This is a genomic window from Olsenella uli DSM 7084 (genome assembly GCF_000143845.1).
GTDB classification, from domain to species: Bacteria; Actinomycetota; Coriobacteriia; order Coriobacteriales; family Atopobiaceae; genus Olsenella; species Olsenella uli.
This window is the reverse complement of the sequence record NC_014363.1, coordinates 578,284-591,412: the sequence shown is the minus strand read 5'-3', so window position 1 is coordinate 591,412 and position 13,129 is coordinate 578,284. Positions and strand designations below refer to the sequence as shown.

The 13,129-nt window shown below is 65.1% G+C and carries 13 protein-coding genes; 4 read left to right on the top strand and 9 right to left on the bottom strand.

Going from position 1 to position 13,129, the window contains the following annotated elements:
• The first annotated feature begins 54 nt into the window (after positions 1 to 54).
• The 3 genes from OLSU_RS02630 (at position 55) to mscL (ending at position 2,761) form a co-directional block, all read left to right on the top strand.
• Positions 55 to 1,698: a carboxypeptidase M32 gene (locus OLSU_RS02630; RefSeq protein WP_013251399.1), complete on the top strand. Its 1,644-nt coding sequence runs from the start codon at positions 55 to 57 to the stop codon at positions 1,696 to 1,698.
• Positions 1,699 to 1,702: 4 nt separating this feature from the next.
• Positions 1,703 to 2,167 (top strand): D-aminoacyl-tRNA deacylase, encoded by a 465-nt coding sequence (dtd, locus tag OLSU_RS02625; RefSeq protein ID WP_013251398.1) that lies wholly within the window; start codon positions 1,703 to 1,705, stop codon positions 2,165 to 2,167.
• A 156-nt stretch (positions 2,168 to 2,323) separates the two neighbouring features.
• A complete protein-coding gene (gene mscL / locus OLSU_RS02620; protein WP_013251397.1) occupies positions 2,324 to 2,761 on the top strand; it encodes a large conductance mechanosensitive channel protein MscL in 438 nt (145 codons plus the stop codon).
• A gap of 46 nt (positions 2,762 to 2,807) precedes the next feature.
• Here the strand turns inward: mscL and OLSU_RS02615 are convergent, their stop codons facing one another.
• From OLSU_RS02615 to OLSU_RS02580, 8 genes are all read right to left on the bottom strand, one after another.
• Entirely contained in the window at positions 2,808 to 3,086 is a 279-nt protein-coding gene (locus tag OLSU_RS02615) for a hypothetical protein (RefSeq protein ID WP_013251396.1), read from the bottom strand.
• Between the two features lie 218 nt (positions 3,087 to 3,304).
• Entirely contained in the window at positions 3,305 to 4,498 is a 1,194-nt protein-coding gene (locus OLSU_RS02610; RefSeq protein WP_013251395.1) for an MFS transporter, read from the bottom strand.
• 67 nt (positions 4,499 to 4,565) lie between these two features.
• Entirely contained in the window at positions 4,566 to 5,684 is a 1,119-nt protein-coding gene (gene buk / locus OLSU_RS02605) for a butyrate kinase (protein ID WP_013251394.1), read from the bottom strand.
• A gap of 2 nt (positions 5,685 to 5,686) precedes the next feature.
• A complete protein-coding gene (locus OLSU_RS02600; RefSeq protein WP_013251393.1) occupies positions 5,687 to 6,694 on the bottom strand; it encodes a phosphate acyltransferase in 1,008 nt (335 codons plus the stop codon).
• A 136-nt stretch (positions 6,695 to 6,830) separates the two neighbouring features.
• Positions 6,831 to 7,070 carry an acyl carrier protein gene (locus OLSU_RS02595; RefSeq protein WP_013251392.1) on the bottom strand — a complete coding sequence of 80 codons (240 nt, stop codon included), beginning with the start codon at positions 7,068 to 7,070 and terminating at the stop codon, positions 6,831 to 6,833.
• Positions 7,071 to 7,204: 134 nt separating this feature from the next.
• Positions 7,205 to 7,675, bottom strand: a complete 471-nt coding sequence (locus tag OLSU_RS02590) for a Zn-ribbon domain-containing OB-fold protein (protein WP_013251391.1) — start codon at positions 7,673 to 7,675, stop codon at positions 7,205 to 7,207.
• 38 nt (positions 7,676 to 7,713) lie between these two features.
• The gene (locus tag OLSU_RS02585) at positions 7,714 to 9,003 is read right to left on the bottom strand and encodes a thiolase family protein (protein WP_013251390.1); all 1,290 of its coding nucleotides are present in this window, start codon (positions 9,001 to 9,003) and stop codon (positions 7,714 to 7,716) included.
• A gap of 253 nt (positions 9,004 to 9,256) precedes the next feature.
• Positions 9,257 to 9,889 carry a TetR/AcrR family transcriptional regulator gene (locus tag OLSU_RS02580; protein WP_013251389.1) on the bottom strand — a complete coding sequence of 211 codons (633 nt, stop codon included), beginning with the start codon at positions 9,887 to 9,889 and terminating at the stop codon, positions 9,257 to 9,259.
• Positions 9,890 to 10,064: 175 nt separating this feature from the next.
• Between OLSU_RS02580 and OLSU_RS02575 the strand changes: the two genes are divergently transcribed.
• On the top strand, positions 10,065 to 11,690 hold the full coding sequence (locus tag OLSU_RS02575; protein ID WP_013251388.1) for a PucR family transcriptional regulator: 1,626 nt from the start codon (positions 10,065 to 10,067) through the stop codon (positions 11,688 to 11,690).
• Between the two features lie 75 nt (positions 11,691 to 11,765).
• Here the strand turns inward: OLSU_RS02575 and OLSU_RS02570 are convergent, their stop codons facing one another.
• Positions 11,766 to 12,743 (bottom strand): flavodoxin family protein, encoded by a 978-nt coding sequence (locus OLSU_RS02570; protein ID WP_013251387.1) that lies wholly within the window; start codon positions 12,741 to 12,743, stop codon positions 11,766 to 11,768.
• Positions 12,744 to 13,129: the final 386 nt, after the last annotated feature.

The following is a 13,129-nucleotide window of genomic DNA, read 5'->3' as shown; positions in this document are numbered from 1 at the left end:
AGAATTCTGCGTGTTGGGAAGCGTCGCCTGAACGCACGAGAAACGAGGAGAGCCATGGCTGACACTAACACCACAGACGACGTCGGGACCCTCGGCGCCAGAGCGACCGGCATTGACGCCGGCAACGACGGGGACGCCGACGCAGCCGGCGCGACTGCCGGCGCTGGCGTCGAACCCGCCGTGCTCATCAACCCCAAGACCGACATAGCCGCGCTCGCCGAGCTCGAGCGCCACCTCTACGCGCACCGCTACGCACAGATCGGAATCGCATGCTACGGGTCATCCATCGACCCGGCGGCTGCGGCAGCGGACCGCGGGGAGGCCCAAGCCATCCTCGAGGAGGAGGACCAGGCGCTGCTCTGCTCGCCGGAGACCGGCGCGATGCTCGAGCGCCTCTCGCTGCCCCATGTGGCCGAGCTTCTCACCCCCACCCAAGCCGCCGAGGTCAGGGTGCTCAAGCGTGACCGCTCCCGTCTCGTCGACGTGCCGGGCGAGGTCCAGGGCGCCTTCACGCGCCTCGTCAGCGAGTCCGATGACGTCTGGCGCCGTGCGAAGGCTGCGAACGACTGGGAGTCCTTCGAGCCGTACCTGGACCGCGTGGTGCACCAGATGGTCGACATCGCCGGCTTCCGCGATCCCCAGAGGAACCCCTACGACGTCTGGCTCGACGACTTCGAGCATGGTACCGACCGTGCCTTCTACGACGCCTTCTTCGCACAGGTCAAGGGTGTGGTCGTCCCGCTGCTGGCGGAGATAGCCTCGAAGGGCTGGCAGCCCGATCGCTCGGTGATCGAGGGCAAATTCGACGAGGGCCGCCAGTGGGAGCTCGCACGCGACCTCATGGACCTGGAGGGCCTCGACAAGAGGACGGTGTTCCTCACCAGCACCGAGCATCCCTTCTCGGACGCGCTCACCACCAACTACGGCATCATCGCCGCCCACGTCTACCCCGAGGACGTCATCTCGAACGTGTTCACGATGCTGCACGAGGGCGGGCACGCCCTCTATGAGACGGGCGTGGACCCCAGCTACGACTACACGGTCCTCAAGGGAGGCACCTCCTCGGGCATCCACGAGGCCCAGTCGCGCTTCTTCGAGAACTACGTGGGCCGCTCGCGCGCCTTCGCCCCACACCTGCTCGCCGCCATGGCAAAGCACTTCCGCGGGCAACTGGGACGCGTCACGCCCAACCAGTTCTACCAGGCGACGAACCGCGCAGAGGGCACGCCCGTGCGCGTCGAGGCAGACGAGCTCACCTATCCCCTGCACATCCTGATCCGCTACGAGATCGAGCAGGAGCTCTTCTCGGGCGAGGCCACCGCCGCCGACGTGCCCACGCTCTGGAAGCAGGGGTACAAGGACTACCTGGGCGTCGACGTGGTGGACTACGCGCACGGCTGCCTGCAGGACACCCACTGGGCAGATGGCCTCTTTGGCTACTTCCCCACCTACGCGCTGGGCGGGGCCTACGGGGCACAGATGCGCCACCGGATGATCGACGAGGGGATGGACTTCGAGGGACTGCTCGCCCAGGGGGACCTCTCCCCCATCTCGGCCTGGCTCAAGGACCGCATCTGGAAGTACGGCCGCTCCAAGGACCCCGACGAGCTCATCGCCTCTGCCTGCGGGGAGCCCTTTGACGCACGCTACTACACCGACTACCTGGTGGAGAAGTTCTCCGCCCTCTACGGGCTGTAGGAGCATGCGCGCCCTGGTGCAGCGCGTCAGCGAGGCCTCGGTCGCGGTGGGCGGCGAGGTCGTGGGGCAGTGTGGCAGGGGACTCGTCGTCCTTTTGGGCGTGGGGCCAAATGACGATGAGACGAGCTGCCGGCGACTCTGGGACAAGGTCCGCGACCTCAGGGTCTTCGACGACGCCGACGGCAGGATGAACCTCGCCCTCGGGGCCGTGGGCGGAGGGGTCCTCGTCGTGAGCCAGTTCACGCTCTACGCCGACTGCCGCCGGGGGCTGCGCCCATCCTTCACGGGCGCCGCCAACCCCCAGTTGGGTCGGCGCCTCTACGACCGCTTCTGTGCTCTGGCCGAGAGGGACGTGAGTCACGTGGGCCGTGGCGTCTTTGGTGCCGACATGCAGGTCTCGCTGGTAAATGACGGCCCCGTCACCATCTGGCTCGACACCGACGAGCTCTCTCGCCGTGGGGTGGGCTGATGGGTGCGGGATTCGGTCCGGCCATGGCCCGGCGGTGGCCCGGTCGCGGTCCGACAGTGATTTTCCTGCCGACAGGCAGAACGCCACCGAGCAGACGGTGGCTTCACGCTACAGTGGTCCGGCTGGCCGCACAGCCGTCCCAGGAGGGGGATACCGGTGAAGAAGTTCATGCATGAGTTCAGGGAGTTCGTCGCACGGGGCAACGTGATGGACATGGCCGTCGGCATCATCATCGGCGGGGCGTTCACGGCCATCGTCACCTCGCTGACGAGCGATGTCATCCAGCCGCTCATCGCAATCGTCTCCGGCGGCGGGACCGAGGTCTCGGGCCTGGACATCACCGTCGGCGCCAACACCATCTCGTTCTCCTCGTTCATCAGCGCCATCATCAACTTCCTGATCATCGCCTTCGTGGTCTTCTGCATGGTCAAGGCGCTGAACAAGCTCCAGGAACAGGCCGCCAGGCTCTCCGGAAGGCAGGAGGGGGAAGTCCCCGCGACACCCACCTGCCCTCACTGCCTGGAGGAGGTCAAGGCCGGTGCCACCCGCTGCCCGCACTGTGGCGCGGGGATTCCCGGCGGCGCCAAGGCATAGGCCCACGAGGCCGGGCAACGACTCGCGACCCTGGCCCACCCTCGGCTCAGAAACGCCCGCCGAGCACGTCCTTCCCCTTGACCGTGCCCTGCGTGGGACGCGTGAACTGCTCGCAGATGTTCTTCGTTCGCAGATACTCCTTGCCAAAGGGATCGATGATGGGCACGAGCCGCTCGGGCACCTCGGCGAAGAACATGTCGGGCTTGGTATGCACATGGGGATCGGCGAGGGTGAAGCCCCTGCTACATGTTCCCTGGAACTTGTCGAAGTCCTCGTTCCGACAAAACGAACCATACACGCAGTCCGTGCAATGTAGTCCAGCCACTGTTACAGCCCCCTGTCGCGAACCGGAATCATGGCCGCGTCACACCTGTCGTGAGTCGCACACCACAAGCCGAGTATCATACCCCACGCCCCACGCGTCCAGATGTCGGCACATGACCGACACAAAGGAGCCGTCGCATCCCTCGTGGATGCGACGGTCCACAGACGTCAGACGGTGCCCGCGAGGCGCCTAGTGGCACTGCGCCTGGCTGTACGGCACTACTTTGCGGCGGAGTGAGCCTTCTCCTCGGCCAGCTGAGCGGGCGTCAGGCTCTTGTAGTGCACGACGCCAAACGCCACCAGGACGGCGATGATGACGATGCCCAGGACGAACTTCTGGGGAATCTGCGCGCCGAAGGGGGCCGTCGCCACCTCGAAGAAGAGCGGCGAGAGGGCCATGCCGAAGTTGGTTCCGGCCATGCCGATGGCCAGGTTGAAGGCACGCCCCTCGTTGCTGCTGTTCCCTGCGGCGAAGTTGCCCTGCAGGGGCACGTAGGTCTCCTTGCCAAGCGAGATCACGAAGCCGGCGGCGCAGAGGGCGGCAAGCGAAGGGGCGAGGAGCGCCGCAAGCAGGCCGACGATGGTCACACACCATGCGAGGGGCATGGAACGGTTCTTGAAGCGCCTGAAGAGCGGACCGACCAGCAGGCCGGCAAAGATGCCCGCGACCGTCATGACCGTGGAGGCCGTGGCGGACTCGGCCGTGCCGCCAAAGCCGCGGTCGGCGACGATGAGCGAGACGTTGGTCGAGAAGAGCTGGAAGCACAGCACGAAGACGAAGCTAATGAACGTGATGAGTGCGACCTCGCGTGGCATCGACTTCAGGACGTTGCCACCCTTTGGCTTGGGCTCGAGGTGGCCCTTGGGCAGGCAGACGAACTCCACGATGATGAAGGGGAGCTCGGCCGCATAGGCGGCATAGGCCATACACCACTGGTCATGACCGAGGATGCCGGAGAGCGCGGTCCAAAGGATGCCACCCAGGGCGACGAAGGTGGAGTAGACGCCCATGATGGAACCGCGCTGCTCGCCCTCGAAGTAGTCGGCGATGAGTGCGTCGGTGCCGTTCTGTATGCCCCCGATGCCAATGCCGACGAAGACGGAGGCGCAGAGGACCTGCGCGAGGGAGTCGTGGAAGGCCACGACCGAGAGCCCCGCCACCATGATCAGGATGTGGCAGGCAAGCGCGGTATGGCGCTTCAGGACGCGCGAGGCGAGCACGGACGAGAGGAACATGGCGGACAGGGCCATGCACAGCGGGATGATGCCGATGCACATCTGGACCGTCGCTATGTTGGCGTCCGGGAACGACCGGGCGATGTTGGCAAGGATGGGCACGGGCACGAGCATGCCCATGATGCACATGGCAGCGGCATAGATGCCGACGATGTACCTCTTCTGTTCACTGGTCATTTGGATGTCACTCTCTCTGTCTCTCGCAGCTGACGAAGTCGGCACGCTGGGGCCTGATCGTATGGCGCTAGTCCTCGAAGCAATGAAAGCCCTGGAACACAGGAACGCCGGTGTAGACCTTGGGCTCCTCCTCGCCGGACAGCACGCGCATGGCACCCGCGGCCATGGCCTCCAGCTCGAACTCGCCGGGATAGGCCGCGACGGGCGCTATCCAGCCACAGCCGCCCTTGACGGACTGGACCAGCTCGTCGGAGTTGACCATGCCGCCGCCGAGCAGGATGCCGTCCACCTTGCCGCGAAGGACGGCGGCCATCGAGGCGATGCACTTGTTGATCTGGTAGAGCATGGCCTCCCACGTGCGCCTCGCTGCCTCGTCGCCGCGAGCGGCACGCTCGGTGACCTCGATGGCGTCGGAGGTGCCCAGAAGGTCGACGAAGCCGCCCGTCTTCATGCACGCCCTGCGTATCTCCGCCGTCGCATGGCCGGCCTCGAGGTAGTCGAGGACCCCGGCCACCGGCAGACCACCGCAGCGCGTCGGCGCCATGGGCCCCTCCCCCTCGACGATGTCGAAGCCGTCGACCATCTTGCCATGCTCGTGGGCCGAGACGGATATGCCTCCGCCGATATGGCAGACGATGAAGTTGCACTCGTCGTAGCGGCGTCCGAGGGAGCACGCGTGACGGATCGCCGTCTCCTTGAGGTTGAGCGCGTGCAGGTGCACGTGGCGGTAGACCCCACGCACGCCGGTCATGCGGGCCTCGTCGCAGAGCTCGTCGGTGTCGGGTGGGTTGACCACGAAGGCGCGCTTGCCGTACTCCTCGGCAAAGCCGTGGACGAGGAGGCTCCCCAGCTGCGCGGGGTGCTGGACCCCGTTGGCGCCGCGGAACGCGTGGTCGAGCATGACGTCATTGACCTCGTAGGTACCGCCCTCGAGTGGCATGAGGCCACCGCCGCGTCCGACGAAGGCGTCGATGGTCGAAAGATCGATGCCCCCCTCCTCAAGGGCGGCGAGGATGGTCTCCTTGCGGTAGGGCATCTGCTCGGAGACGCCCTCGAACTCGGCAAGCCTGGAGGCGTCGTGACTGACGGTCCTGGCGAGGGCCTCGCGGTCCCCCTCGAAGACACCGACCTTGGTGGAGGTGGATCCCGGGTTGATGACGAGGATGCGGAAGCTCTTCTCGGCCATCGCTAGCCCTCCTTCAATGCCTGGGAGCGGACGCAGGACATGATGACGTTGCCGACGAGCTCCGAGACCGGTGCGGAGCGCGAGCAGTCGCAGACGACCTTCCTGAAGCCCTGGAGCAGGGGTCCGTAGGCGTCGGCGTGCGCGAAGTTCTGGATCAGCTTGATGCCGATGTTGCCCACGTTGATGTTGGGGACCACCAGGACGTTGGCCCTACCGGCGACCTCGGAGTCACGTCTGACCTTCTTGGCCGCGACGTCGGGACGTATGGCGGCGTCCAGCTGGAACTCGCCATCGATCTTGAGGTCAGGCCTGCGTTCGCGGGCGAGCCCGACGGCTTCGCGCACGCCCTCGACGAGCTCGGACTCGGCGGAGCCGTCGGTGGAGTAGCTCAGCATGGCCACGCGGGGTTCCCAGCCCAGGAGGGCGCGGACGGTCTCGGCGGAGGCGATGGCGATGGAGGCCAGCTGTTCGGGGTTGGGGTCGATGCACACGGCAGCGTCTCCAAAGCCCAGAAGCGATCCCTCGGGACCCTCCCAACCAGGGATGTTGCAGATGCCCAACGAGCTGATGACGTCGACGCCGTCAGCCAGTCCGACGATGGTCTGCCCGGCGGTGATAACGTCGCCGGTCGAACAGTCGATGCCGCCGAAGGTGACATCCGTCTCGTCCGCGCGCTGCATCATGAAGGCACGATCCATCGGGCGCTTGGCATGCCGACGGATGACCTTGGGCTTCCAGGGGCAGCCGGGAACCTGCTCGAAGCGGCAGGCGAAGGCCTCGTTGGCCTCCTCATTGCAGACGTCTACGACCTCGATGCCTCCAAGGTCGACTCCGACCTCCTCGGCAACCCTATGCAGGGCCTCAGCCTCGCCGACCAGGCAGCACTTGGCCAGACGGGCCGAACTCAGCTCACCGACCGCCCGCATCATCTTGGGGTTGTCGCCCTCGAAGAAGGTAACGCGCTGGGGGTCGGCGGCGGCACGTGCGCGCAGGGATTCCATCAGATCCATGGGTATCTCCTGTCTCTCCTGTCTCGAAGTTGTTGGGGGAAGCCACCGTTGCCGGGAGAGGTCGCCACGAGAATGGCGGGACACCCGCTTGGGTGGCCCCGCCACGCAAGGGGAGGCAACGGGCTCGGAGGTAGGGCTAGTCCTCCATCTCCTCCTCGACGCGCTCGACGAGCTCGCCGAAGGTCTTCATCTTCATGACCTCGTGGATGGTGACCTCCGCATCAAGCTCGTTCTCGATGGTGGAGGTGAGGGCGATCATTTTCATGGAGCCCTTGCCAAGCTCGTCGAAGGTGGTGTCTGCGGTGATGTCGCCGTCGTACTGGTAGGCGGTCTTGGCGAAGCCGGCGATCTGGTCGAAAAGCTCCTGGGTTGCCATGATGCAAACTCCTTTTTCTACGTTCGCCGCTGCGCGGCGGGTATGGATGGGTGGCTACGGGGCGTGTGGGGGACGCACTGGTACGCGGAACTTGGGACGGGCAGGCGCGAAGCCCGGGACCGACGTCGGAGGGCCTAGGCCTCGCCGGCTTCATCGAGCTGGAAGCAGAGCTCGTACCACTCGATGGTCTCGTCGGAGCCGGGCTTCAGCGGGGTGACGCGCTTGATCGGCATGGCGTGGACGCGGATCTCCTCGTGGCCCTTGTAGAGGCGCTCCTGCAGGCCCCTCACGACCCTCTTCTTGCCACAGAAGATGACGAAGGTGTATTCGGGACCCTCGTCCAGCCTGACCTTGCCGTAGCCATAGGGCTCCACGGACTTGAGGTAGGGCTTGTCGTTCTGGATGCCCGGGACGGTGAAGGACTCGAGGGTCCCCCTGCCGCTGAGCTCCACCCACTCGGTGTCGGCACAGCCGCAGGCGTTGCAGCCCAGATGGGGCGGGAACTCGATGGCACCGCACTCGACGCACTTGCGGCCGAGGTACTTGCCCTCGGCGACGCCGTCGTAGAACTTCTTAGCGATCGGCTCCATGTCTTCAAGAAGCATTGTTCGGTTCCTCCTCGTGGAAGTCTGGGTGACGTGCGCTACTCGTGGGTGCGCAGGATCTGGCAGCGGATGTTCTGGCCGCCGCCAAAGCCGCGCAGGAACGTGGTCCTCGGCACCGTTGGCATCTGGGTGGGGCCGGCCTCGCCGCGCATCTGCCTGACGGCCTCGCAGATGTCGGCGACGCCCGAGGCGCCGTGGGCGTGACCGAAGTTGCAGCGGCCCCCGTGGGTGTTGATGGGCTTGTCTCCGTCGAAGCCGCAACGGCCGTCAATGGCATAGCGCCAGGCCTCGCCGCGAGGGATGTAGCCGACCTCCTCGGCGGCGACGATGTCACCGGCCAGGAAGAAGTCGTTTACGAACAGGAGGTCCAGCTCGTCGGGCCTGACGCCGGTATACTCGTACACCTGCTGGGCACCGGCCTTGGTGCCGTTGTACTCGTTGTCGGGAGTGGCACCCTCGAAGGCGGCGGCACCGGTGCCCAAGACGTCGATGACCTTGTGGTCGAGACCGCGGGCGACGGCCATCTCGGTCGGCATGACGACGACCGCCGCAGCACCGTCACACTTGGTCTCGAAACCGGTGACGCGCAGGTACTGGGTGACCTTGGGGTTGAACATGGAGGACAAGAACGCGTCCGCGCCCTCAAGGCCGTTGGCCTCGGCGGCATCATCGAAGTCGGAGGTGTAGAAGGCGAGCGGGTTTAGGACGGCGTCGCGGCGCAGGCTCTTGGACATGCCGTTGAGGGCCTGGTCGACCTGGTCGTCCGTGAGGTCGAACTCCCAGCGGTACTTGTTGATCCAGTTGTCGAACGAGATGCCGAAGGCGGAGTCCAAAGGACGGCCATAGGCGCGGTCGTAGACCATCGGAATCGAGGGGAGCATCTCCTCGAGCGGGAAGTCGCGACGATAGCAGCCGGGCGCACCCACGACGGGAAGCGATGCGGCCAGGTCGACGGCACCGGAGAGGACGACGTCATAGCTGCCGGAGGCAACGGCCTGGACGGCCTCCTGCAGGGCGACATAGCCGGTGCAGCAGGCCTCGGAATGGTGGACCGAGCCGATGCCACGGACGCCGAACCAGTCGGCAACCTGCATGTTGGGGGTCAGGGAGTCGCCGATCATGAAGGGGTTGGCGGCACCGTGGTAGAAGTACTGGACGTCGCGCGGCTGAAGGCCGGCATCCCTGACGGCCTCGAGCGCGGCGTAACCGAAGGCGTCGCCCTCGCTCATGCCCTTGGTCTCGGGATGGTCCTCGAAGTTCTTGAACGGTGTGCAGCCCACACCCACGATGGAGACGCTGCGCGCCTGCTTCCCAAGCCTCACCCTCACGATCGATCACTCCTTCTCGAAGCTCCCAACATGCCTGCAAGACGAATGGTACGAAGGCATAGCCCCAGGGGACGGGACTTCCGGACGGATTCTGTGTCATAAGATGGGACTTTTTTCCTTAGAACGTCCCTTTTCGCTGTTGGAACAGGCCACTTGAGTGCCAGGGGGGAACCGCCCCCTACCTCGCAGGGGGACTGTGCGGGCGGACGAGACTCCCAGGGGCACGCACGACGGGGCCGAAGGCGGAGCACAGCTACGCATGTCCCACCTCATCCCCAAACGACGGGGACAAGGGATGCGCGAGAGCGCTCTCGTCATCGAGGAAGAAGGCTGAGTAGACCAGGCGGTTGAGCATCGCCGCGACCTGATGGGGCGTGACGTCAGGCTTGACCTCGAGCCAGTACTGCACCAGGTTGTTATGGCCGGCAATCACGAAGGAGAGATAGAGGTCGCGCAAGGTGGCGTCGCCAGGGACCGAGCGCAGGCGCGCACGGAAGTGATCATGCATCACGACGGTTGCCTTGTGCACGAACTGCGGATCCCCATGGGGGCCGTTCAACGCGATGATCTTCTTGCGATTGTCGTGCAGGACCTTCATGCGCGAGACCATCGTGGTGGTGGGGTCAAGCTCGGATCGACCGAAGCGTACGTTGAGGGCGTCCCTGTTGATGGACCTCATTGAGTCCAGGATGTCCGCCTCGAAGAGCTTGACGACCTCGTCGACGTTGGCATAGTGGCGGTAGAACGTGGAGCGCGAGACGCTGGCCACACGTATCACGTCGTTGACCCTGATGTCCGGGATGTCCGTCATCTCCATGAGGTCGAAGACGGCATCCTCGATGCGCGACTCGACATCAGGTTGGCCACCTTTCACGGCACCTCGCACGACGCACCTCCAACGTCCGACAGCCCCTGCATACGCAGGACATTACCGATCGTTTTGTCCCGTTTCACCGTGTCGGGAGACAAGGAACCCCTAAAATGTCGCTTGCCATTTGTGTGTCTGCACAGCATCATTAGAGCACGTCTCCCATAGGGCACCCGAAACAGGAGCTGGTCGCATGGAGCTCAAGGAACTGCTGGTACGTCTGCCAGAAGGCTCCATCGCGGACGAACGCTACGCCGATGCCACGGCCGAGGTGTACAACCTCTCGTTCCTTACGCCCCATAGCGTGGGGCTGCGCCCCGATGTGCTGTACTTCGGCGACGAGACCCTCATCCCCTCCAACCTGTCCTCAGACCAGCTGGTGAACCTCGTGATGTTTGGCTGCGAGGGGATTCCCCGGCACCTGAAGGGGCATAAGGCATCGAATGTCATTGTGCTCTCGCACGAGGCGGATCCCTTCGCGTGCTACAACGCCCTGCAGAACTACTTCATAGAGGACATCGAGGTCACGAACATCGTCCGGCGCATGCTGTCGGCCCACTTCTCCAATAACGGGCTGCAGCACCTCGTCGAGGAGGCGTCCCGGGCGCTCGACAACCCCATCCTCGTGGTCGACTCGGCCTACCACTACATCGCCAGCCACCTGAGCGACTCCCCCGCCGCGACGGCAGGCCAGAGGGCCCTCGACCGGCAGCTGCAGCAGGAGCTTGACTTCGAGACGATCCTCGAGCCCGGTGTGAGCTACATCAGGGACGCCGGCCTCAACCAGAAGGTCCTCCGGGCGCGAAGGCCCCTGCTCCACTACCATGAGCTGCTGCAGTGCAACACGATGATCAGTGCCGTGACGGTCCATGGGATATGCATAGCCCATGTCATGATGCTTGCCCGCAACCACGAGTTTCGCGAGACGGACACGGAGTGCTTCGCCCGCCTCACGCTCTTCGTGGGCCAGGAGATGCAGAAGGCCTCGCTCTACGAGACGAGCCAGGGCCAGATGGAGTCCTACTTCCTCGTCAACCTCCTGAACGATGACCAGCCAAGCTGCGCGGTGATAGAGAGGCGCCTCAAGGTGCTGGGCTGGGAGCCCCTGCCCAACCTCTACGTCGCGGTATGCGAGTCCAAGAGCGAGGACCTCACCCCTCACGATCTCGACCACATAGCCTCGCAGCTCTCGGGAACCATGACCGCCAGCATCTATGCCTCGTACGAGGGACGCCTCGTCATCCTCTTCTCCAGGGACGCCGAAAGGCCCCTTGGCAAGTACACCGAGGGGAGCCTGCGCGAGGTCGCCGCCCTCAACAACCTGGTCGTGGGCGTCAGCAACATGTTCACGGACCTCACCGACATCAGGAACTTCTATCACCAGGCGCTTGCGGCCATCAAGTTTGGCGAGCTGGTCTCGGTCTTCCTCGACGACCGCTCGGTCCATCACTACCGCGACTACGCCTACGCCCAGATGCTGGACATCACCAATCACAGGGCCAACCTGCTGAACTTCTGCCATCCCGCTCTCAGGCGCGTCATGGACTACGACCAGGCCCATGGCTCCGAGCTCATGGACACGCTCTTCATCTACCTGCAGAACTCGGGAAACACCCGACGTTCGGCCAAGATGCTTAGCCTGCACAAGAACACCCTGCTCTACCGCATGGGCCGCATTCGCGAGATCCTTGGCTGCGACCTCAGCTCGGGCGAGGACTGCTTCATGCTGCAGGTCTCCTTCCGCGTCCTTCTCTACCTCGACCTCTTCAAGCCGCGCGTGCACCTCGACCGCAGCGACCTGCACAAGTCGGACGCATAGCTGGCCAGGGACACAGAAGGGCGCCCGGCCTGTGGCCGGGCGCCCGGAAGGCAACGCCGCCTGTCGCAGCCCCCGCTACCCGCGGTCGATGACGAGGGTCGGAAACTCCATGCTCCTATACTTCTCCATGATGGGCTTGACCACGTCCATGTGCGCGAAGAAGTCGTCGCGGGTCTTGTTGATCTCGTTGAGGTGCTCGGCGCGTGCCCTGTCGTCGTTTCGGTCGCGTATCCTGCCGTTACGCGGGTCGATGACGAGCATGGGCCTGCCCGTCTCGGGGTTCTCCCCCAGGGTGCCGCCGCAGCCACACACGGCGCACTCCCATGGGAACTGCACGCCATCCCAGTGCTCGTCGCCAGGGTACACCAGGCTGGAGTGGCAGTTGGGGCAGACGCCGTCATTGGGGTCGCCAAGCCAGCCGCGCTCCTCGACGGGGGTGTTGATGGCCCTCGCGATGTTCTCGCCCATCTTGCGGGCGCGGGGAAGCTGGTCGTCGTAGAGCGCGACGTTGCCGGGGCGGCCGTCACGCGTGGCCATGAAGCGGTCCACGACCTGCACGGACTGCGTGAACATGGTGGCCTGCATGCCCTCGAGGGCAAGGGTCTGCCAGTCATGCTTGGAGCCGCCCACGGCGATGAGGCCGGCCACGGTGTGCGGGTTCTCCTTGACCGCGCCCACGGCCAGCAGGAAGGACAGCTCGTAGGCCAGGAAGCGCTGGGCCAGACGGAGGTAGAGCGAGCTGGGCGTGAGGTCGTAGGTGGGCACCGCGAAGATGATCCCCTGACAGGTCTGCATCTCGGTGATGATGGCGTCGACGTCGTCCTTGCCCTTCAGGACGCAGCCGTGGTACTCCCTCTGCAAGCCGGCGGCCATCTTGCCCATCTGCATGGTGCAGCCCTCGCAGCCGGTGCAGGGGAGCATCCTGTAGTCGAACAGGTTGATCAGCTCGACCCCGCCGCCAGACTCCCGGACGGCGCTCAGCGCCTCCTTCGCGAGCATCTCGCCGTTGCCGCCCTTACGTCCGGCGCAAACCGCCATTACCTTGAAGGACATGTGTGGCTCCTCTCCAAGAACCTCCTGCGTGAGCGACGCGAGCGATTGACGTGCGGACGCACGCCCACAGATGTGCTCCCACGCCCCTTCCCCATCCGCAAGTATGCTGTCCGCGGGGCAAGACGGCACCGTCTCGCGACCCTAAGATAGGAACGTATTTCCCGTCCGTTTCGTGCATGCGGACAACGACGGATTCACAGCCAGGGGGAGGGCGAGGGGGGCCGCATCGGGCGGGCCGAGGTGCGCTTCGGCACGGCGTGTGCGTACGACACCTGCGACGAGGACGGGCTCGCCGTCCGCGTGCTGGATGTCAACGGCAACCGGGAACTCTCAGGCGAGCCGCGCGGCAGGATCCTTCACGACGCTGACGGTGACCCCCAACCTAA

Bases quoted from the DNA above. Each gene is read 5' to 3' on its own strand.
- OLSU_RS02630 (WP_013251399.1), top strand. From the start codon at position 55: ATGGCTGACACTAACACCACAGACGACGTCGGGACCCTCGGCGCCAGA.
- dtd (WP_013251398.1), top strand. From the start codon at position 1,703: ATGCGCGCCCTGGTGCAGCGCGTCAGCGAGGCCTCGGTCGCGGTGGGC.
- OLSU_RS02610 (WP_013251395.1), bottom strand. From the start codon at position 4,498: ATGACCAGTGAACAGAAGAGGTACATCGTCGGCATCTATGCCGCTGCC.
- buk (WP_013251394.1), bottom strand. From the start codon at position 5,684: ATGGCCGAGAAGAGCTTCCGCATCCTCGTCATCAACCCGGGATCCACC.
- OLSU_RS02600 (WP_013251393.1), bottom strand. From the start codon at position 6,694: ATGGATCTGATGGAATCCCTGCGCGCACGTGCCGCCGCCGACCCCCAG.
- OLSU_RS02595 (WP_013251392.1), bottom strand. From the start codon at position 7,070: ATGGCAACCCAGGAGCTTTTCGACCAGATCGCCGGCTTCGCCAAGACC.
- OLSU_RS02590 (WP_013251391.1), bottom strand. From the start codon at position 7,675: ATGCTTCTTGAAGACATGGAGCCGATCGCTAAGAAGTTCTACGACGGC.
- OLSU_RS02575 (WP_013251388.1), top strand. From the start codon at position 10,065: ATGGAGCTCAAGGAACTGCTGGTACGTCTGCCAGAAGGCTCCATCGCG.
- OLSU_RS02570 (WP_013251387.1), bottom strand. From the start codon at position 12,743: ATGTCCTTCAAGGTAATGGCGGTTTGCGCCGGACGTAAGGGCGGCAAC.